General features: G+C 68.0%; 19 protein-coding genes, 1 tRNA gene and 1 pseudogene. 10 read left to right on the forward strand and 11 right to left on the reverse strand.

The window, feature by feature from the left end; genetic code table 11:
- Nucleotides 1-162: 162 nt before the first annotated feature.
- Genes QM619_RS01995 through QM619_RS02010 form a run of 4 tightly spaced genes read right to left on the reverse strand, consistent with a single transcriptional unit; the run spans nucleotide 163 to nucleotide 5,321 of the window.
- Entirely contained in the window at nucleotides 163-1,458 is a 1,296-nt protein-coding gene (locus QM619_RS01995) for a mannosyltransferase family protein (RefSeq protein ID WP_415103766.1), read from the reverse strand.
- The gene (locus QM619_RS02000; protein ID WP_415103768.1) at nucleotides 1,446-2,801 is read right to left on the reverse strand and encodes a glycosyltransferase family 87 protein; all 1,356 of its coding nucleotides are present in this window, start codon (nucleotides 2,799-2,801) and stop codon (nucleotides 1,446-1,448) included. The genes QM619_RS01995 and QM619_RS02000 overlap by 13 nt, the downstream gene beginning before the upstream one ends.
- On the reverse strand, nucleotides 2,798-4,912 hold the full coding sequence (locus tag QM619_RS02005) for a transglycosylase domain-containing protein (protein ID WP_415103770.1): 2,115 nt from the start codon (nucleotides 4,910-4,912) through the stop codon (nucleotides 2,798-2,800). Before QM619_RS02005 ends, QM619_RS02000 begins: the two co-directional genes overlap by 4 nt.
- The gene (locus tag QM619_RS02010; RefSeq protein ID WP_415103772.1) at nucleotides 4,905-5,321 is read right to left on the reverse strand and encodes a DUF5318 family protein; all 417 of its coding nucleotides are present in this window, start codon (nucleotides 5,319-5,321) and stop codon (nucleotides 4,905-4,907) included. The genes QM619_RS02005 and QM619_RS02010 overlap by 8 nt, the downstream gene beginning before the upstream one ends.
- Before the next feature lie 321 nt (nucleotides 5,322-5,642).
- Here QM619_RS02010 and QM619_RS02015 point away from each other — a divergent pair.
- From QM619_RS02015 to QM619_RS02025, 3 genes are all read left to right on the forward strand, one after another.
- A tRNA-Ala gene (locus QM619_RS02015) sits at nucleotides 5,643-5,715 on the forward strand.
- A gap of 423 nt (nucleotides 5,716-6,138) precedes the next feature.
- Nucleotides 6,139-6,564 (forward strand): DUF3224 domain-containing protein, encoded by a 426-nt coding sequence (locus tag QM619_RS02020; protein ID WP_415103774.1) that lies wholly within the window; start codon nucleotides 6,139-6,141, stop codon nucleotides 6,562-6,564.
- A 43-nt stretch (nucleotides 6,565-6,607) separates the two neighbouring features.
- Nucleotides 6,608-7,051: a GNAT family acetyltransferase gene (locus QM619_RS02025; protein ID WP_415103776.1), complete on the forward strand. Its 444-nt coding sequence runs from the start codon at nucleotides 6,608-6,610 to the stop codon at nucleotides 7,049-7,051.
- On the opposite strand, the gene QM619_RS02030 is transcribed toward QM619_RS02025, so the two are convergent.
- A complete protein-coding gene (locus tag QM619_RS02030; RefSeq protein ID WP_415103929.1) occupies nucleotides 7,038-7,298 on the reverse strand; it encodes a helix-turn-helix domain-containing protein in 261 nt (86 codons plus the stop codon). The genes QM619_RS02025 and QM619_RS02030 overlap by 14 nt on opposite strands.
- Nucleotides 7,299-7,608: 310 nt before the next feature.
- Here QM619_RS02030 and QM619_RS02035 point away from each other — a divergent pair.
- From QM619_RS02035 to QM619_RS02045, 3 genes and pseudogenes are all read left to right on the forward strand, one after another.
- Nucleotides 7,609-7,782 (forward strand): annotated as a pseudogene (locus tag QM619_RS02035) (helix-turn-helix domain-containing protein); the annotation flags it as partial.
- A 265-nt stretch (nucleotides 7,783-8,047) separates the two neighbouring features.
- The gene (locus tag QM619_RS02040) at nucleotides 8,048-8,536 is read left to right on the forward strand and encodes a substrate-binding domain-containing protein (RefSeq protein WP_415103778.1); all 489 of its coding nucleotides are present in this window, start codon (nucleotides 8,048-8,050) and stop codon (nucleotides 8,534-8,536) included.
- A 175-nt stretch (nucleotides 8,537-8,711) separates the two neighbouring features.
- Nucleotides 8,712-9,326 carry a type 1 glutamine amidotransferase domain-containing protein gene (locus QM619_RS02045; RefSeq protein WP_415103931.1) on the forward strand — a complete coding sequence of 205 codons (615 nt, stop codon included), beginning with the start codon at nucleotides 8,712-8,714 and terminating at the stop codon, nucleotides 9,324-9,326.
- A gap of 53 nt (nucleotides 9,327-9,379) precedes the next feature.
- On the opposite strand, the gene QM619_RS02050 is transcribed toward QM619_RS02045, so the two are convergent.
- Nucleotides 9,380-10,057: an HAD family hydrolase gene (locus tag QM619_RS02050; RefSeq protein ID WP_415103780.1), complete on the reverse strand. Its 678-nt coding sequence runs from the start codon at nucleotides 10,055-10,057 to the stop codon at nucleotides 9,380-9,382.
- 61 nt (nucleotides 10,058-10,118) lie between these two features.
- On the reverse strand, nucleotides 10,119-10,559 hold the full coding sequence (locus tag QM619_RS02055; RefSeq protein ID WP_415103782.1) for an SRPBCC family protein: 441 nt from the start codon (nucleotides 10,557-10,559) through the stop codon (nucleotides 10,119-10,121).
- 22 nt (nucleotides 10,560-10,581) lie between these two features.
- Between QM619_RS02055 and QM619_RS02060 the strand changes: the two genes are divergently transcribed.
- Nucleotides 10,582-11,019, forward strand: a complete 438-nt coding sequence (locus QM619_RS02060) for a VOC family protein (RefSeq protein ID WP_415103786.1) — start codon at nucleotides 10,582-10,584, stop codon at nucleotides 11,017-11,019.
- Nucleotides 11,020-11,231: 212 nt separating this feature from the next.
- Here the strand turns inward: QM619_RS02060 and QM619_RS02065 are convergent, their stop codons facing one another.
- From QM619_RS02065 to QM619_RS02080, 4 genes are all read right to left on the reverse strand, one after another.
- Nucleotides 11,232-12,026 carry a hypothetical protein gene (locus QM619_RS02065; RefSeq protein ID WP_415103788.1) on the reverse strand — a complete coding sequence of 265 codons (795 nt, stop codon included), beginning with the start codon at nucleotides 12,024-12,026 and terminating at the stop codon, nucleotides 11,232-11,234.
- Between the two features lies 1 nt (nucleotide 12,027).
- Entirely contained in the window at nucleotides 12,028-12,735 is a 708-nt protein-coding gene (locus QM619_RS02070; protein WP_415103790.1) for a hypothetical protein, read from the reverse strand.
- Nucleotides 12,736-13,000: 265 nt separating this feature from the next.
- Nucleotides 13,001-14,059, reverse strand: a complete 1,059-nt coding sequence (locus QM619_RS02075) for a carbohydrate kinase family protein (RefSeq protein ID WP_415103792.1) — start codon at nucleotides 14,057-14,059, stop codon at nucleotides 13,001-13,003.
- 143 nt (nucleotides 14,060-14,202) lie between these two features.
- On the reverse strand, nucleotides 14,203-15,165 hold the full coding sequence (locus QM619_RS02080; RefSeq protein ID WP_415103794.1) for an LCP family protein: 963 nt from the start codon (nucleotides 15,163-15,165) through the stop codon (nucleotides 14,203-14,205).
- A 99-nt stretch (nucleotides 15,166-15,264) separates the two neighbouring features.
- Here QM619_RS02080 and QM619_RS02085 point away from each other — a divergent pair, with 99 nt between their 5' ends.
- The 3 genes from QM619_RS02085 to thrC are packed head-to-tail and all read left to right on the forward strand — an operon-like array spanning nucleotide 15,265 to nucleotide 18,619.
- Entirely contained in the window at nucleotides 15,265-16,494 is a 1,230-nt protein-coding gene (locus tag QM619_RS02085; RefSeq protein ID WP_415103795.1) for a sensor histidine kinase, read from the forward strand.
- The gene (locus QM619_RS02090) at nucleotides 16,491-17,150 is read left to right on the forward strand and encodes a response regulator (protein WP_415103797.1); all 660 of its coding nucleotides are present in this window, start codon (nucleotides 16,491-16,493) and stop codon (nucleotides 17,148-17,150) included. Before QM619_RS02085 ends, QM619_RS02090 begins: the two co-directional genes overlap by 4 nt.
- Nucleotides 17,151-17,176: 26 nt before the next feature.
- A complete protein-coding gene (gene thrC / locus QM619_RS02095; RefSeq protein WP_415103799.1) occupies nucleotides 17,177-18,619 on the forward strand; it encodes a threonine synthase in 1,443 nt (480 codons plus the stop codon).
- The last annotated feature ends 83 nt before the right edge of the window (nucleotides 18,620-18,702 follow it).

The following is an 18,702-nucleotide window of genomic DNA, read 5'->3' on the forward strand; positions in this document are numbered from 1 at the left end:
AGCGGGTTATCCACAGAACTCGTCCAAGAATTCCGTCCGGCGCCCGCGAATCGGCGACCGATTCCGGGAGCATCTCGCCTCAGTAGGCGTACCGACCCCGCGAATCGGTCGCTATTTGACGATGGACCCTGGCGCTCCGACCAGCCGCCGGCCCGGACGCTGTCAGCTCGACCAGCGTCCGGTGAAAAATAGCCAGCCCCAGAAACAGAGGACGCCGGCGGCGGCCAGCACGCCGAAGAAGGTCAGCAGGATCCGGAGCCCTCGGCGTCCGCGACTGGCATTCCGGCGGCCGGAGAACAGCTCGCCGATCAGGATGAACAGCGGGAACCACAGCAGCACCGCCCGGTTCACGCTGAGGAACCAGTACGAGCACGAGAACGCCAGCACCTGCACGCCGACCCAGGACGCCTCCGCCCACCGCCGCCGGACCAGGCAGATGATGGTGACCGCCAGTCCGATCGTCATCGAGATGATCTCGCCCCGGAACACCCAGGACCACTCCGGGAAGGCCGGGTAGGCGTTCGAGGCAGCCGCCTCCAGGGTGTGCTGCAGCGACACCCACGGCCAGGTGAATCCGCGTGGCCAACCGGTCGATTGCGCCCGGTACCAGGCGTTCCAGTCGCCGGTCAGCTGGTACAGGTAGGCGGCGTAGGCGAACAGAGTCAGCGCCGGGATCAGCAACCAGGCCAGGGCGCGGACTCGCTGACGCCAGGTCAGCACCGGCGGGGCGGGGGTGACCGCAGCCGACCAACCGGGCGTCGGAACTGGCGCGCCGGCTGGCCGAATTGGCCAACCAATGGGCGGAACCGACCAACCAGGGATCGGAGCCGGCGGCGAGTCGCCGTGCGTCGTCCGGACGCCGCCGCGGCGTCCACGTCCACCGTGAGTGAGCGCCAGGATCACCAGCGCCCCGACCAGGAACAAGCCCGAGACCCGCAGCGTGCAGGCGACCGCGGCCAGGCCGGCCGCAGCCCCCCACCGTCCGCGGGCGGCCCGCTCCCAGGCCCAGAACGCGGCCGCGCAGAACGGCGCCTCGGTGTAGGGCACGAGAGTGAACACCGTAGTCGGCGCCAACAACCAGGCCACCGCGGCGATCGGACCGCCGAGTCGGTGCAGCGCCGCGGCAGCCAGCGCCGAACAGATCACCGCGATCCCGACCCCGGCCCACAGCATCGGGACGCCCAACGTCGCGAACACGCGCAGCACCAGCGGCCAACCGGGGAAGAAGGCGATGTCGGTGGCGTCGGCGTAGCCATGGGTGGCGATCGCGAAGTAGTGCTGGACGTCCCAGTTGGCCAGCATGCCGGCCGCCGAGCGTCCGGTGCTGGCGCCGAGCCACAGCACGACGCCGACCAGCAGCAGTCGGCTGAACAGCCAGGTCTGGACGACCAGGCGTCCCCCGTCGCGCACCGGCGGCGGCACAGATTGCACCGCCGGCCGGAAGGTCACCGCAGCCATCGCACCATCCGCATCCAGCGCGCGACCGGCGCGCCGTCCAATACCCCGCCGTCCGGATCGTCGACCTGCGCTGCCGGCAGCGCATGCCGATTCGTCCATTGCGGATTGCGCACCGGGTCGAATCCGGGCAACAGAATGTCGCGGATCACCAGGCCGGCGATCCACAGCTGGACGCCGACCCGCACCAGTACCGCGGCCAGATACGGCCCCTGGCCACCGGAGCCGGATTCCAGGGTGCCGTCCAGGTGTGCCCAGATCGCCATGAAATACAGCAGTTCGCCGGCGCTCCAGACCAGCCAGTCGCGCCACCGCGGACGCGCCAGCACCACGAACGGCAGCAGCCACAGCACGTACTGCGGCGAGTACACCTTGTTGACCACCAGGAACAGCACCATCAACAGCAACATCCCCTGGGCGAGCCGGGGACGCCGCGGCGCCAGCAGCAGCAATAGGCAGATCGCCGCCGTGCCGACCACCATCGACCAGGTCTGGGCGGCGGACGCGTCCGGCACCGGATGCCCGGCCAAGCTCAGCACATACCAGATCGAGCCCAGGTCGGCGCCCCGGTCGACGTTGAAGGTCCAGAAATAGAGCCAGCCGGACGGGCTGAGCACGTAGACCGGCAGATTCACCGCAACCCAACTGCCGGCCGCGCCGGCCACCGCCAACCAGAACGCCTTCAGCCGCGCGGAACGGAAGCAGAGCACCGCCAACGGCACGAACAGCAGCAACGGGTACAGCTTGGCGGCGACCCCGAGCCCCCACCACACGCCTGCCCAGCCGGCATGTTTCCGGGACCAGGCCAGGACGCCGAGCGCGGTGAACGCCAGCACCAGGAAGTCCCAGTTGATCAGTCCGGTGGTGATCACCGCCGGGGCGACCGCGATCATCATCGCGTCCCAGGACCGGGCCAGCCGCAGATGCGCCCACAGCACCAGCAGGAAGAAGACGAACAACAGCAGCGCGTTCACCCCGACGAAAAGGGCAGCGGCCTGCGCGGTCGCCGTGTCGGAGACGTCGGGGCCGACCTGGCCGCCGAGCAAGGTGGTGAGCCGCCGGGCGGCGTCCATCAAGGCGCCGGTGAGCACCGGATACTCGACATCGGCGGTAATGAACGGGATTTTCCCGTCGGCCAGCCCGCGATAGTAGAACAACGGCAGGATGTCGCTGTAGCACATCGCCTGGTACACCGGCGCGCCCAGCTGGCAGGGCAGTTGGCGCAGCATCAGCACCAGATAGGACGCCGTCCCGGCCAGCAGCACCCACGGTTGCGGGTTGAACCACACCCCGGATCGTTCGGCCCGCTGGCCGACCCTGCCACCCAAGAGCCGGGACGTGGTCATCGAGGGGTCGACGGCCTGGGGCTCGGCCGCCCGCTCGGCTCGCCGGTCGGGTCATCGCTCGGCTCGGCGCTGGCCGAGGCGGACGGCTTCGCACTCGCACTGGCCGTGGCGGTCGCGGTCGCGGTCCGGGTAGGGGTGGACGTCCGGGCTGGCAGCGTCGGTTTCTGAGTGGACGTCCGCTGCGTCGGCGGGTCGAACGGGATGTCCTTCAGACCCTTCTGCGCCTGCTGCATGTACGCCATCCAGGTGCTCAGCGGCGGCCCGCCGCCGTAGAAGCTCGGGTAGATCTCGTCGAGGTCGTCGGTACCGTCCTTGCCTGCCACGAACATCACGGCGGTGGAGATCTGCTTGCTCATTCCGACGAACCAGCAGGCCTGGGTGGCCGCTCCGCCGTCCGCGCCCCGGTTGTAGTAGGTGCCGGTCTTGCCGGCGATCGGGAAGCCCATGCCGCCGGCGCGCGAGGCGGTGCCGTCCTGCACCACATGAGTGAGGGCGTAGGCGACATCGTTGGCGACGTCGGGGTCGATGACCTGCTTGGCCGTGGTGTCCGCCCGGTAGAGGATCGCGCCAGAACCGTCCTCCACCTGCGCGACCACGTGGGTCTGGGCGTGCTTGCCGCCGTTGGCGAAGGTCGCGTAGCCGGACGCCTGGCTGAGCGGGCTGACCTCTGGGATGCCCAGCGGCAGGACGCTCACCGGATCCCAGCCGCCGGCCTTCGGCAGCCCGACACTCTGGGCGAACTCCAAGGTCTTCGCCGGGCCGTCCTTCATCTGGGTCTCGAGGTCGACATAGGCGGTGTTGATCGAGTTGGTGGTGGCCTGCTGCAGGGTGACCCTGCCGTAGTTGCGGTTGCCGGCGTTCTGCACCGGACGGGTGCCGCCGGGCGGGACGAAGCTGCTGCCGTTGAAGACGTCGTTGAGGGTGAAGCCCTGACTCAGCGCGGTGCCCAGCGCGTACGGCTTGAACGTGGAGCCGGTGGGACGCGGCGTGGTGGCCCAGTTGCGTCCCTTGAGGAAGTCGGGTCCGCCGTACAGTGCCAGCACACCCCCGGTCTGGACGTCGATCGACGCCAGCCCGGCGTGCAGTTCGCGGATCTTCTTGGCCTTGCCACCGGCGGTCTGCGAAGTGATCGTCTGGGCGGCTTCGACGGCGGCCTCTTGGGCATCGGCGTCGAAGGTGGTGACGATGGTCAGCCCACCCCCTTCGATCTGCTGCTCGGTGAAGCCCTTGGCGCGCAATTCGTCCTGCACCATGGTGAGCAGATAGCCCTTCGGACCGCCGAACTGGGAATCGCGCTCGACCTTGGGGAATGTGGGCAGCTCGTAGTAGATCGTGGCCTTCTCGGCGTCCGTCATCGTGCCCATCTCCACCAGCGCATTGATCGTGTACTGGTAGCGCTCGAGCAGATCGGCGGCCTGCTTCTCGCCCTGGCGCGGGTCCAGGTTGCCGGGATCGTTGATCATCGCGGTCAGCGCGATCGCCTCGGCGTCGTCGAGCTTCGCGGCCGACTTGCCGAAGAAGGCCTGGGACGCCGCCTCGATGCCGTAGGCGCCGCGGCCGAAGTACACGGTGTTGAGATAGCCCTCGAGAATCTGTTCCTTGGACATCTCCTGGCCCATCTTGGCGGCCAGCAGCAATTCGCGGAATTTCCGGGTGAAACTCTTGTCCTGGGTCAGGTAGAGCACCTTGATGTACTGCTGGGTGATCGTGGAGCCGCCGACGACGTCCTCGCCGCTCACCACCGAGATCGCGGCCCGGATCAGGCCGGACACCGAGATGCCGGGATCGGTCCAGAACGTCCGGTTCTCGCCGGCGACGATGGCGTCCTTCACATTCTGCGGTATGTCGGCATAGGCCAGGGTCTGCCGGTTCTGGATCTGATAATTGCCGATCTTCTCCTTGCCGTCGCGGTAATAGACGAAGGAAGTGTTGGTCTGGAAGTCGGCATTCGGGTTGGGCAGCTGCACGGTGGCGTAAGCGACTCCGAGCACGGTGCCTCCGGCGACGACCAAGGCAAGCACGGTGATACCCAACCAGGTGAAGAACCGGCGCCAGCCGCTCTTCCGCTTGCGGCCAGGCGTGCCGGAGGTGCGCGTGGAGGGGTCAGCCATAGATGTCCTCGACGGTTCGTTGGCGGCGGGGCGGACGGCGGGTGACTCCGTCGCCGAGCAGGAATGAGGTGATCATGTGGTTCCAGCCGCAGTCGGTGCACACCTCGACGACGCACACCTTGAACTCGCCGAACTCGTTCTGCATCTCATCGAGCTCGGCGGTCGACTTGATCCGCCCGGAGTACTGCCCGAGCTGGTCGCCGAAGACGTAGTGCAGGTGCACCATCCGCGACTCGCAGATCGGGCACCGGCCGGACGCGTCCTCGCCATGGTGCAGGGCGGCACGGATCAGCATCGGGTCGGCGTCGCAGGCGTCCGCGCGCGACAGAGTGCGTGGCGAGCGCCGCAACGCCTGCAGGGTGTTCCTGCGTTGCAGCGCGTAATCGATCACCTCGCGCTTGGACCACATGGGCTCCAGGGTAGTTGCCGCTCAACCGGCCGGTCGATCTCGCCTGCTCCAGGACGCCGGACGCCGCTCGCACCCGCCCACCGCTCGACTGGGCGTCCGAGCACGGCGCGGGCTAGCCCCGAGCCGCCGATGGGCGCCGTAGCGAGCGGCGCCAGATGGGTGCAATGGCAAGCCAGGCACGCGATGGCGTACCTGGTCGTACGTCGAGCGGGGGCCGGCGAAGCCAGTGCGCCCAGCTGAGGTCGCGCAGTAGGCGCAGATCGACGGATTGGGGCTAAGATCACTGGGGTTCCGGGCGCATCGACGCCCGTGGGCACGACCGGGGACGTGGCGCAATTGGCAGCGCAAGACCTTTGCAAGGTCGAGGTTGAGGGTTCGAGTCCCTTCGTCTCCACTGCATGTCACGATCGGAATCCAGGCCGTCGGGAAGCCCGAGCCTGCGTGCTACTCTCGTTGGCGACGCCCCGGTGGAGCGCTGGTTCGGGAGACCGAACTACATCTCGCCGGGGCTTTGACATACCGCTCGTACGCTGAAAGCGGCCGCATGACCCAATCCACGCCCGGTCACAAGGTGGCCGCCGAGTGGGTCGAGACCTGGCTCTCCACTCCGCGGTTCGCTCGCTACCTGCATGAAAGCCGGTGGTGACACTCAGCGGGCGTTGGATCTGTACCGGGGCACCGTCGCCGATGCGATCCACCGCTGCGGCGGAGCCACCGCCAAACCAGGAGAAGTGATTGCCGAACTCTCCTTCGGCTTCTGGCGGCATTGCACCGATGCCGCGCACGGAAAAGACGCTGTGGGTGCCCTACCTACACCGTGCCTGGCCGAAGAAGACCAGCCGCATCGCGCTCGAACGCTCTCTCACAACGATCAACAACGCCCGCAACCGCGCCTCGCACCACGAACCGCTGTTCGGCACCCGTGGCGATGATGCGGAAGGTTTTCACCGCCACGGTGAACGGCCAGTCGTCGACGATCTTCACCGCGGCCTTCGACCAGGCCACGGGTACCGGCACCTATCTGGCACTGGAATCCTTCCAAGCCGAGATCGACGGCAAGTCCGGCTGCTTCGTCTTCGGGCACAGCGCGACCACCACCGGGACGGATCGGCTGTCTCCGATCTTCGTGATCGTGCCGACCAGCGGCACTGGCGAACTGACCGGAATCGCCGGCACTGGTGAACTGGTCGTCGACCCGGACGGCACCCACCGATTGGAACTGGACTACCAACTGCCAGGCTGATCCGGGTCGCCTTCCGCCGACGTCCCTGCTCTATCTTCTCTTCATGCCTACCGACGACGTGGACCTACGTATACGCGAGTTCAGCGCGGCGGACACCGAGGAGACCGTTAGCCTCTGGGAGACCTGTCGCCTTACCCGTCCGTGGAACGATCCGCGCGCCGACATCGCTCGCAAGCTCGCGGTGCAACCCGAACTATTTCTCGTCGCGGAGGAGCGCGGAAACGCGAGAATCGTGGGCAGCGTGATGGCTGGCTATGACGGTCACCGTGGCTGGATGTACTACCTGGCGGTCGCACCATCCCACCGCGGTCGGGGCCTCGGCCGCACGCTCGTGTCCGAGGTCGAGGGGCGCCTCGAAGCACTGGGCTGCCCCAAGACCCAGCTGATGGTGCGGGCAGACAACCGGCAGGCATGTGGCTTCTACACCGCACTTGGCTACGAGATCGGTGAGGTGCTCATGCTCGGCAAGCGGCTCATTGAGGACTGAGACTTGGAGGTGACGGCCACATGCTGACCCCCAGGATGATGCGTCCGCCACGAGTGTTCGCGAAGCACACAACGGCATTGACCAACTCCTCGACGAGTCGGGCCTGGGGGTTCCCAGACGCGCCCCGTCCGGTCACCGTGTGGGGGTCGCGCTTGAAATCGAGGGTCTCGGTCTCAAGCGAAGCAGCCGTAGCTCCCTCGGCAACGTGCCGCAGAGCGTCGCCGATGGGATCGAGTTTTATAGACAGTTTCTGTCATGAGCGTGCACACCATAAAGACAGAAACTCTGAAGAAGCTCGGGCCTCCTCTCGGCTGCCTGGACCTGGGTCGCGCCCGCATCGGCGTTGTTCGCTCCCAAGGGCCAGCCGAGCGTCGTAGCGTGGCGGGCGGCGAGATCCCCCGGAAGAAGCTCGGTGCAGGCCCTCGCCAGCATCACCGGGGGCACAGGATGCGATGACCTGAGCGCTTCCGCTCGATCTGGCCCTGCTCGCCACGGCCGCACTCATCGCCGGCCGAAGGTGAGAGGTTCCACAGGCAGGGCGGTCGGCGTCCGCGACAATGGTCGCCCGAGAGGTCGAGCAGAGGAGTGATGTGGCTGGATCCACGATCTCGTGGGACGCGTTGCGGGTGTTCGTGGCGGTGTTCCGGGCAGGCTCGTTCTCGGCGGCCGCGGACGAGTTCGGCATGGCCCAGTCGTCGGTGTCCGAACAGATCGCCCGGCTGGAACGCAACCTTGGCTATCCGCTGCTGGACCGCAGCCCGGCGGGCGTCCGGACCACCGAGCGGGGCCGGGAGTTGGCTGCCCGGATCGCCGGGCCGGTCGATGCCCTCGCGGCAGCGGTCGGGCTGAGCGAGGGAGCTGGGGACGCGGAACGGATCGTGTTCGTCGGCGGCCCGGCCGAGTTCCTGTCGGAGGTGATTCTGCCCGGGCTCGCCGAGCGTCTGCCGTCCGGACTTCGGGTGACGGCGCGGTTCGGGTTGGCCGACGAGCTGATCGATGAATTGCGTGGTGGGTGCGATCGACGTGCTGGTCAGCGCGCTTCCGGCCCGCGGTGCCGATCTGTCGTCCGAACCGATCTACGACGAGGAATTCGCGCTGGTCGCCCATCCGCGCTGGGCCGGGCCGTCCGCCAGTGACCTCGATGCCATCCCGATCCTGTCGTACGGCCCGGAGCTGCCGATCATCCGCCGCTACTGGCGCAGTGTGTTCGGTCGCCGTCCGGACGGCCTGCGCACCACCCTCATCGCCCCGGACCTCCGCACGTTGCTGCGGCTGGCCCTGGACGGTGCCGGCATGACGGTGCTTCCGGACTACCTCGTCCGCCCGCGTCTGGCGTCGGGTGCCCTGGTCGCGTTGCACTCCCCCGAGGTTGCTCCGTTGAACACATTGTTCGTCGCGACCCGAAAGCCCAGCGGCATGCCGGACGCCGCGGTGAGGGCGGTGCGGGACGCGATCGTCGCGATAGCGGATGAGGCGTCCGACTAATAAGTCACCGGGATACCGATACCCCTCATCGGATTTCCGGTTACGGCCGGAGCACCACTGATTCCTACCGTGGGACGCGACCCGTCCGGGTCGTCTCCGCTCCAGAGAAGGCACTCCGACGACTGACGCCTCTCGTGCCCTTCTTGTCCTGACCAGCCACAACGACCTTGGCGGCATTCGCCCGACCGGCTACTACATCGGCGAAGCCGCCGAACCCTGGCGGGTGTTCACCGACGCCGGCTACGCCGTCGATGTGGCGTCCGTCGCCGGCGGAACACCGCCCGAGGACGGCCGCAATGAGGACGACGCCACGCAGCGCGCCTTTCTCAACGATCCGCATATCGCCGCGCAGTTGCGGAATACGCCGAGCCTGGCTGAGGTGAGCCCGGACGACTATGACGTGGTGTTCTTCGTCGGCGGCCACGGCACCATGTGGGACTTCCCGACCTCACCCGACGTCGCCCGTGTGGGCCGCGCCGTGTACGAGGCCGGCGGCGTCGTTGCGGCGGTCTGCCATGGCCCGGCCGCACTGGTCACCATCACCCTCGCCAACGGGCAGCCGCTGGTGGCCGGCAAGCGGGTGACGAGCTTCACCAACAGCGAGGAAGCCGCCGTCGGCCTGACCCATGTCGTGCCGTTTCTGCTCGCGGACGCATTGACCGACAAAGGTGCCACCCACATTCCCGGCCCGGACTTCACCGAGAACGTCGTCGCGGACGGCCGGCTCGTCACTGGTCAGAATCCACAATCCGCTACTGGCGTCGCGAGGGCTGCGCTGAGCGCCCGCTGAGCTATCGGCCCACCCCCCGTGACGGGGTGCCGGTAGCTGGCTTCGGGCGCGTTCTACTCCGGGCAAACGGTCGGGAGAACCTCGACAAGCGAATCGATCTGATGTCGCGGCGGCGGCACTCCTTCCGGCCAAGGATGTATGCCGCGCAACCACACCGGTGCGAACCCTGCCGCTGCGGCACCGAGAATGTCGTTACGCGGATGGTCACCCACGAACCAGATGCGGTCACTCGCGCAGTCGAAGTGACCGCGCGCCACCTCGAAGATCCGCGGATGCGGCTTGTGGACGCCTACCGCGCCCGACACCACGATCGCATTCATCAGCTTCGCGATGCCGAGGCAGGAGATTTTCCTTTCCTGCATCGCCACAGGCCCGTTCGTCACGATGCCCAGCGCAAAGCCGTTCTCGCGCAATAATTCCAGCGTGGCGATAGCACCCTCGCGCGGTGCCGTGTCGAGCGGAAAGAACAAGGCCCAGTGTTCCGCGAGGTCCGCGATCTCCGGCCGTTCTCTCCACGCAATCCGGCTCAGCAGCGTCGAGAACACCTGCTCGCGAGGCGCGTAACCGCGTTCGTCCACGGACGTGATCACGTCCACGATCTCCGCAACGCCCACATCCCCGATGCGGCCCGCGAAGTCTCGGCGCAGCCGCGACGCATAGCGCAGGACGGATTCCGGCCGGTCAGTGAGAGTGTCATCGAGATCGAACAGCACGACTTTGCACGAAGTCACACGGCGATCCTATGCAGCCCAAGGGTGGTGGCCGGGTCGTACTGGAACTACCCGAACAGGTTCACCGCTCCGGTTCGACGCCAGCGAGACCGTCGGCTTCCATCCGGACGTACCGGGCGATCCGGCGGCCGGCGAGCAGCCGTCCGAGCCAGGCCAGCGGCCCGAGGAGTTCCAGCGTGAGCAGAATGTGCGTGCCGGTCGGCGTCGGACGCAGGATATGCCGGGCGACCACCGTGACCCCTGGTTGCCGGCTCTGCCAGGTGAACTCGCGCCCGGCGTCCAGCACGGTCACTTCCCAGATGGCCGGGCGGCCGGCCGGTTGCGTGACCCTGGCCTTGGCACCCACCCGGAGCGGGCCCTCGTCCAGCCGCTCGATCCGCTCCATCGACGCGCTCCACGAGGGCCAGCTTTCGACGTCGACCAGCCGCGACCAGACCTCGTCCGGCGCCATGGACGTCTCGCGTGTCTCCGATATCACCGGCGCTCCCTCCGACCGCGTCATCCGACGAGCATAGGATCGCCGGATGGCGATCAGAATGGACAATGTCGGCATCGTCGTCGAGGACCTCACCGCCGCGATCGCATTCTTCGGTGCGCTCGGCCTGGAACTCGAGGGACGCGCCATGGTCGAGGGCGAATGGGCCGGCAGTGTCACCGGACTGGGCGATCAGAGCGTCGAGATCGCGATGATGCGCACCCCGGACGGCCACGGCAAGCTCGAACTCTCCCGCTTCCTGGCACCACCGGTGATCGCCGATCACCGCGACGCGCCGGTGAACGCCCTCGGCTACCTCCGGGTCATGTTCGAGGTGGACGACATCGACGACACGCTGCGTCGGCTCTACGCACACGGTGCACAGCTGGTCAGCAGGGAGGTCGTCCAGTACGAGGACGTCTATCGGCTCTGCTACATCCGCGGTCCCGAAGGCCTGCTGATCGGTCTCGCCGAATCGATCGGTTGACGCTCTCGCCGAAAACGTCAGTGGCCGCCGCTACCGTCACATCCCATCGGAGATTCGCACGACCTAGTTCCGAGCGACGCGGGCGGCGAACACCGAAGTCATCCGGGGCTGGTCGCCCGACGAACCGGAAGCACATGCGGATGTTCGCGGCCGCCTGGCCCAGGCTCGACGCGATTGGTCCACAAGCTGCGGACCAATCGCCGTGGGCCCCATCACCGTCCTGCTCGACCTGACTCCGCACTGTCGATGTCGTCCGCCGTCATGGTGAGGGATGCCGCGACAGCGTGTTGGATACGGCTCAACGGGATCGCGGCACCTGGTCTGAAGCTCGCCGAGTCGAAGAAGGCGCATAGGACTGGAAACCTGCTCAGCGGCAGCCCGGTCGAGGCGTCACGCACCGACCTCCAGCTGGCGGCGTACTCATCGAGCACCTCGTTGAGAAAGCGTTCAGCGGTCGCGAACTCGTCGGCGAGCGTGGACGGGCGCCCATCAGGCCGACTGGCCGACACAACCACTTGTTGATAGGCGGGCAGTGATTTGGTGAAGCGTTTCCACTGCTCCAACTCCAACTGCACATCCATGAGGACGCTCATGCACTCGTCGTACGACGCAATATCCAGGACGCCTCGATCGACCGGACCGGTCTTGGCACGTAGCGTCCGGCGGGCTCGCTTGACGCGATGATAGTTATCGATCGCCTCGGTGAGCAGCGTGCGGAGTGCCTCCTCGGTATGTCGCCGCGCCTCGCGGCGCAACTCATCCTCCGCTGCGAGCTCGGCGTGACGGTTCTGAAACTGAGTGGTCAGCAGCGATGCGCACGCGCCGAGGAATGCCACGCCGACGACCTGCAGCAGCGTCTTTGTCAGGTCGGACACTGCGGCCGGAATGGCCGGGTTGAAGGCAGCCACGACCCCAAAGACGATGCACCCGGCCATCGCGATCGCCGTCGCGATGCCGACCGCAACGAGGGCCGACGCACCACGACGACTGTGCACTCGAGCGGACACCTCACTGCTCCAGGCCGAAGTGGGCTTTCGCCGCCTTCTTGGCGATGGACCAGGCGATGCCAGGGAGTTCTGCCTTGAGCTGCTGCCACCAGGACTTGCTGTCGGGCCAGCCGATGTCGCCGCCAACAGTGCGGTTGAAGTAGATGAGGAAGTTCCCATCCGAGTCGTCGGATCCGGCCCGCTCGTTGTAGATCGCGACTCGATCTCCATCCTTGATCGGCGTGCCGGGCACACCCCCGAGCAGGCGCCACTGATAGGCCGCCGTCTCCGACCACTCCAGGTTGATGCCGCTGCGGCGCCGCGCATAGCGGATGAAGGACGGATCCCCGCCGTTCCCGAGCGCGACGCGCTCACCGTATGTGACCGGGATGTCGCCCTCTGCGGCACTATCGACGAACCACCTTGTGACCTTGGTCCGCGTGGATACGGTGGCGTCGTCCGTCCATCCCAGGTTGATGCCGAAGGTCTGGTGCTCGTTCTGGAGGTATCGATCCAGAACCGTGCCGTGGAGCGCGAAGTTGCGGTCACTGTGCACGCCGAACTCAGGCTTCTGCCGGAGAACCCGTCCCGTCCCGGGAAGCAGAATCCGCCATTGCCGGAGGCGGCTCGCTACCTCCGTGACCTCGCCGGACGCCATCACCGCTGCTACCTGGCGCTGCGTCGGCGTGGTGGCGCCGCCTGCATCGGCCGTCTGCGCTGTACCTGTCATGTGATTGCCCTTCCTTACCGCTCGACTCCTTCGAGGGTAGGAACGCGCGCTGGCTCGCACATGACTGGAAATGATCATCCTGAATCAGTTCAACGCGCAACGTGACAACGGCGACGATCCCGCGGCTCAGCCCCACTATCCGGCCACCGGCTGCCGGGCCAGTACGGCCGCACCAGGGAGCGGAGTCTGAGCAGGAATCGCACGGCGAGCGCCGCCCACACCTCGGGGAAGTCCGGGCCCCGTGGCGGCAAAGACATCGTGGAACTCAACTTCCGGACGTCGGCAGGTGCGCGAATTTCGCGATCGTGGCCTCGGCACGACGCACCCGCGCCGGGGTCCCGGCCGGCATGATGTCGGGCAGAAAGGCGTAGTCATCGCGGAGTTTGCGGGCCACCGGGTCACCGGACTCCGCCGCTCGGTGCTGCTCTGCCCACCAATCGGCGACGTCGCCCCAGCCGGGCGTCGCCAGCGCCCCGCCGAACTGCTGCACCGCCAGACCTGCGGTCAGCGCGGCGAACTTCAGCCGGACGTCCAACGGCCAGCCGGCCAAAGTGCCGGCCACCAACGCCGCGCCGAAGCAGTCCCCTGCCCCGGTCGGGTCGATCGCGATCACCGGGAGCGCCGGCACCCGTGCCCAGGTCCCACTACCGGATTCGTGCGCGATCACGCCGTCCGCGCCCAGGGTGACCACGGCCAGCGGGACCCGGTCGCCGAGCAGTTCCAGCGCCTCCTCGGGGGTGTGCGTCCGGGTGTAGGCCATCGCCTCACGATCGTTGGGCATGAAGCAGTGGCAGCCGCCGAGCCGGTCCAGCACACACGGATCCCAGGCCCCGGTGCCGTCCCAACCAACATCGGCGAAGACCAGCGCGCCGGCGGCCCGCAGCTCCTGCCACCAGGGGTCGCCGTCCAGTTCCGCGATCACCGCGCGGGCCGTCGTCCTCCGCTCGATCAGCCGCGACGACGGCACCGGCGCCTCATGACCATGGGTCACCATGGCTCGGTCCCCGGCATACGCCATCGAGACGGTGACCGGGGTGTGCCAGCCCTCGAAGGTCGGCGACATCGAGGTGTCGACACCCTCTTGGTCGGTCAGCACCTGCCGGCACCACTGCCCGTAACCGTCGTCGCCGAACCCGGCGATCAGTCCCGTCCGCAGCCCCAGCCTGCTCAGCGCCACGGCCAGGTTCGCGATGCCGCCGGGCGAGGTGCCCATGCCGCCGGCCCAGACCTCGGTTCCGGGCGCCGGCGGCATCGGCAGGTCGGTGAACACCACGTCGGCGAACACCATGCCGGCCACCAGCACGTCGAACGCGTCCTGGGTCACGTCCGGTCCGTCTCCGCCGCCCAGGTGGCCGCCACCCGGTCGCGTCTACGCCGCCGCGGTTCGAGGACGCCGACCAGCACAGCCACGACGACCGCGAGCCCGAGCAGAGTCTTCACGCCGGAAGTCTAGGGAGTTGCGGAGCGTCAGCGGGGTGGCAACGTCGGCAGGCTGCGCCACGGATCGGTCTGCCGGCCGGCCCAGATGTCCACCTCGTCGGTGGCGATGGCGCCCGCCAACTCGGCGAGCCGGGTCTGGTCGGCGACGGTCACCGGTGCGCCGTTGAGTTGGCTGACCCCCTCCATCGGCAGTGGGATTCCGACGATGCTCTCTGCCGCCAGATGGACGTCGATCGCGGTTCGGCGGATCTCGCCCGGAGTCAGCCCGGCGTCCACGGTCACGCAGCCGCGCAGAATGGTGCCGATCTTCTCCACCTTGGCCGGGGAGGTGAGCGCGTCACCGCTGACGACACCGCGGAGAATCTCGACGAACACCTCTTCGGTGCGCCTCAACTCGGTCATCGGCTGCCGATTGGAGGTCAGATAGACCACTGCCTCCCGTGCCGACAGCGGCAGTTCGCCGGACGGGAAGTTCCACCCCCCCGCCGACCGCTCGGCCTCGTTCTGCACCCGGACCTCACCGATCACGTCGATGACCTGGAGGAACGTGTCCAACCGGAGTTGCACCAGGTGGTCGATCCGCGTCCCCAGCAACGCCTCGACCGACCGCAAGACGCCGGCGCCCCCGTTGGCGGCGAACAGGCTGGTCAGCGTCGTCTCGGCGCCGGCGGCGTCCGGCACCAGGAGATTGGACGGCAGCCCCAGCAGCTGCAGGCGGTCACGCCCCGCGGACAGCTGCGCCAGTTGGACGCTGGCCAGGCCGTCATTGTCGGTAGCCAGCACCAGGTAGCGCAGCGGGGCCGCGGCGTCCGCCACGACCGACGGACTCGGCCGGCCCGGATAGTCCGGCAGCGGGGAACTGCGCGGTACCTCGGAGAGCGCCTGGGTCACCGCGCCGAGGTAGAGCGAGACCAGGCCCAGCACACCGGTGACGACGACGAATGCGCCCAGGGTGGCCACCGCCACCAGGCGATCGCTCCGGCTACGCATGGGACCAGGCTAGGTTCCCTGCGCAACCTATGGCACTGCGCAACCGGTGGCGCAGCGCACCCCGCGGGACTCGGTGGTCGTACGCCTACTCTTGGGGCGATGAACGCGCGCGAACTCGTCTTCCCACCCGGTGCCACCAGGCACGACTGGGTGATGGACGGCCTGCTCACGCTCGCCATGATGACGGTCACCGTGCTGCCGTTCGCCATCTTCTCGAACTGGAACTCGATTCCGCGTCTGGTGCTGGTGCCGACTCTCACCTTGATGGTGCTGCCGCTGCTGCTGCGCCGGCACTCGCCGCTGTTGATGCTGGCCGGGTGCACCGTGGCCGGGATCGTCCAAGTGATCGTGGTGAACACCTTCACCGCGACGCTGGTGGTGCTGCCGATCGTCGCCTACTCGGTGGCCCGCTGGGTATCAGGACGGTGGGCCCGTTCCGTGGTGGTGATCGGCGCCCTCGGGGCGGTCATCGGCCCCCTGCGCTGGTCGAGCGCCACGGAAGGTTTCGGAATCAGCGCGCGGGCGATCGTGCTGTTCGTGTTGTCGGCGTTCGTCTGCCTCGGCCTGATCGTCACTCCCTACGCGATCGGACGCCGGGTGCGCGAGTCAACGGTGGCCCACGCCGACCGGATCGCGGCCGCCGAGGAGCGGTACCACCTGCTGCTGGCCGAACGCGAACAGCAGGCCCGGCTCGCCGAATCTCGCGCCCGCGCCACCATCGCCCGCGAACTGCATGACATCGTCGCGCACTCGCTGTCGGTGATGATCGTCCAGGCCGAGGGCGGCCGAGCATTGGCCACCAAACGTCCGGACGCCGCCGTCGCAGCCCTCGACACCATCGCCGACACCGGACGCGAGGCGCTCAGCGAGATGCGCCGGATCGTCGGCGTGCTGCGGTCCGAGCCCGAGCGACGGGGCGCCGACTGGGAGCCCGCACCCTCGCTGGCCGACATTCCCGAACTGGTGCACCGGGCGTCCGACCGGGCCACCCTCGTCGTCCATGGCGAACCGCCACGGGTGTCGCCCGCTCTGGAACTGACCATCTACCGCGTGGTGCAAGAGGCCTTGACCAACTTCCTCAAGCACGCCGGACCGACCGCGACCGCCGTCGTCACGCTCGCCTACGGCGCCACCGAGATCATGGTGGAGATCGTCGACAACGGACCCGGCCCCGAGCAGGTGACGACCACCCCCGGCCACGGCCTGCGCGGCATGGCCGAGCGGGTCACCTCGATGGACGGCCGGCTGGAGGCGCATCCGCTGGCCCTGGGCGGGTTCGTGGTCCGCGCCGTCCTGCCTGTTCACAACCGACAAGGAGCACATCGATGAGCCCCCCCATCCGGGTCTTCCTGGCCGACGATCAGGCGCTGGTGCGCAGCGGTTTCCGGATGCTGATCGAGGCCGAAGACGATCTCGACGTGGTCGGCGAGGCCCCGGACGGCGCCGCAGCCGTGCGGACGCTGACCGCGCAGCCGGCCGACGTGGTGCTGATGGACATCCGGATGCCGGTGATGGACGGCGTGGAGGCCACCCGGCAGATCGTCCAGGCCGGACTGGGCACGAAGGTGCTGGTGCTGACCACCTTCGACGTCGACGAATACGTGTTCGCGGCGCTCAAGGCGGGGGCGTCCGGGTTCCTGCTGAAGGACGCCCGGCCGACCGATCTGCTCAGCGCGATCCGCAATGTGGCGGCCGGCGATGCGGTGATGGCGCCGTCCGCGACCCGCCGGCTGCTCGACCAGGTGGTGCCCACCCTGCCGACCTCACCGGGCGCCGATCGGAGGCTCGACGTCCTCACCGACCGGGAGCGCGAGGTGCTGATCGAGATCGCCGCCGGCGCCACCAACTCCGAGATCGCCGCCCGGCTGTACATGGCCGAGGGCACCGTGAAGACCCACATCGGACGCCTGCTCGCCAAGCTGCACTGCCGCGACCGGGTCGGCCTGGTGCTGCTCGCCTACGAGTCCGGTCTGGTCCGCCGCTAGCTCAGACCGCCCGATAGGCTCGGCGGGTGCGTTATGTCTCCACCCGCGGCACCGAACCCGACTCCGGACTGCCGTTCTGCGACATCCTGCTCGACGGCCTCGCCCCGGACGGCGGCCTCTACCTGCCTGAGCACTACCCCAGCCTGACTGCCGAGACGCTCCGGCGCTGGCGGTCACTGCTGCAGTCGGACGGCTACCCGGCGGTCGCCTTCGAGGTGCTCAGCCTGTTCGTCGACGACATTCCGGACGCCGACCTGCGGGCGATCTGCGAACGCGCCTATTCCACCGACGTGTTCGGCGATCCGGTGGTGCCGGTGCTGCCGCTGTCGGACGACATCTGGTTGGCGAAGCTCTCCGAGGGGCCGACGGCTGCGTTCAAGGACATGGCGATGCAGCTGCTCGGCCAGTTCTTCGAATATGAACTGGCCCGCCGCGGCCAGACCCTGACCATCCTCGGCGCCACGTCGGGCGACACCGGTTCGGCGGCCGAGTATGCGATGCGCGGACGCCACGGCGTCACCGTGTTCATGCTGTCGCCACAAGGCCGGATGAGTCCTTTCCAGCAAGCCCAGATGTTCAGCCTGGACGACCCGCGCATCGTCAACCTGGCCGTCGAGGGCGTCTTCGACGACTGCCAGGATCTGGTCAAGGCGGTGATGGGCGATGCCGCGTTCAAGGCTGCGCACCACCTGGGCGCGGTGAACTCGATCAACTGGGCACGGGTGGTCGCCCAGGTCGTCTACTACGTCGTCTCCTATCTGCGGGTGACGACTGCCCTGGACGCCTCCGGCGAGGCCGCGTCCAGGGTGTCGTTCGCCGTCCCGACCGGCAACTTCGGCAACATCTGCGCCGCCCACGTGGCCCGCGAGATGGGGCTGCCGATCGACACGCTGATTCTGGCCACCAACGAGAACAACGTGCTGGACGAGTTCTTCCGCACCGGCGTCTACCGGGTCCGGGCCGGTGCAGAGGAGACCTCCAGCCCGTCGATGGACATCTCCAAGGCCAGCAACTTCGAGCGGTTCGTCTACGACCTGCTCGGACGCGACGGCGCCCGCGTCGCCGACCTGTTCACCCGGCAACTACCCGAGCAAGGCCTCATCGACCTCTCCGGAACACCTGAGTTCGCGACGATCCGGGAGCGGTACGGCTTCGTCTCCGGAACGTCCACCCACGCCGACCGGCTGGCCACCATCCGAAAGGTCGAGGCGTCCGATGGCGTGGTGATCGATCCGCATAGCGCGGACGCCGTCAAGGTCGCCGGTGACCTGCGCGACTCGATCGCCGGCCCGATCATCGTCACCGAGACCGCGCTGCCGGTGAAATTCTCGGCCACCATCGTCGAGGCGCTGGGCCACGAGCCGGAGCGTCCGGACGCCTTCGTCGGCATCGAGGACCTCCCCCGCCAGGTCACCGAGATCCCCGCGGACGCCGAACTGCTGAAGCGGATCATCGAAGAACATCGGTAGCACGTCGACGAGACCCGCCTGGGAAAGTGACGACCGCCAGATGGGGAAATGACGAGTACTCGGTGGGAAAATGACGAGTTACG

This window comes from Micropruina sp., from assembly GCF_047606665.1.
Classification (GTDB): Bacteria; Actinomycetota; Actinomycetes; order Propionibacteriales; family Propionibacteriaceae; genus Micropruina.

Excerpts from the sequence above, each read along its gene's own strand:
- QM619_RS02085 (WP_415103795.1), top strand. The coding sequence starts at position 15,265 with ATGAACGCGCGCGAACTCGTCTTCCCACCCGGTGCCACCAGGCACGAC.
- QM619_RS02070 (WP_415103790.1), bottom strand. The coding sequence starts at position 12,735 with ATGACAGGTACAGCGCAGACGGCCGATGCAGGCGGCGCCACCACGCCG.
- QM619_RS02055 (WP_415103782.1), bottom strand. The coding sequence starts at position 10,559 with ATGACGCGGTCGGAGGGAGCGCCGGTGATATCGGAGACACGCGAGACG.
- QM619_RS02005 (WP_415103770.1), bottom strand. The coding sequence starts at position 4,912 with ATGGCTGACCCCTCCACGCGCACCTCCGGCACGCCTGGCCGCAAGCGG.
- QM619_RS02040 (WP_415103778.1), top strand. The coding sequence starts at position 8,048 with ATGAATTGCGTGGTGGGTGCGATCGACGTGCTGGTCAGCGCGCTTCCG.
- QM619_RS02025 (WP_415103776.1), top strand. The coding sequence starts at position 6,608 with ATGCCTACCGACGACGTGGACCTACGTATACGCGAGTTCAGCGCGGCG.
- QM619_RS02060 (WP_415103786.1), top strand. The coding sequence starts at position 10,582 with ATGGCGATCAGAATGGACAATGTCGGCATCGTCGTCGAGGACCTCACC.
- QM619_RS02080 (WP_415103794.1), bottom strand. The coding sequence starts at position 15,165 with ATGCGTAGCCGGAGCGATCGCCTGGTGGCGGTGGCCACCCTGGGCGCA.
- QM619_RS02090 (WP_415103797.1), top strand. The coding sequence starts at position 16,491 with ATGAGCCCCCCCATCCGGGTCTTCCTGGCCGACGATCAGGCGCTGGTG.
- QM619_RS02000 (WP_415103768.1), bottom strand. The coding sequence starts at position 2,801 with ATGACCACGTCCCGGCTCTTGGGTGGCAGGGTCGGCCAGCGGGCCGAA.
- QM619_RS01995 (WP_415103766.1), bottom strand. The coding sequence starts at position 1,458 with ATGGCTGCGGTGACCTTCCGGCCGGCGGTGCAATCTGTGCCGCCGCCG.
- QM619_RS02010 (WP_415103772.1), bottom strand. The coding sequence starts at position 5,321 with ATGTGGTCCAAGCGCGAGGTGATCGATTACGCGCTGCAACGCAGGAAC.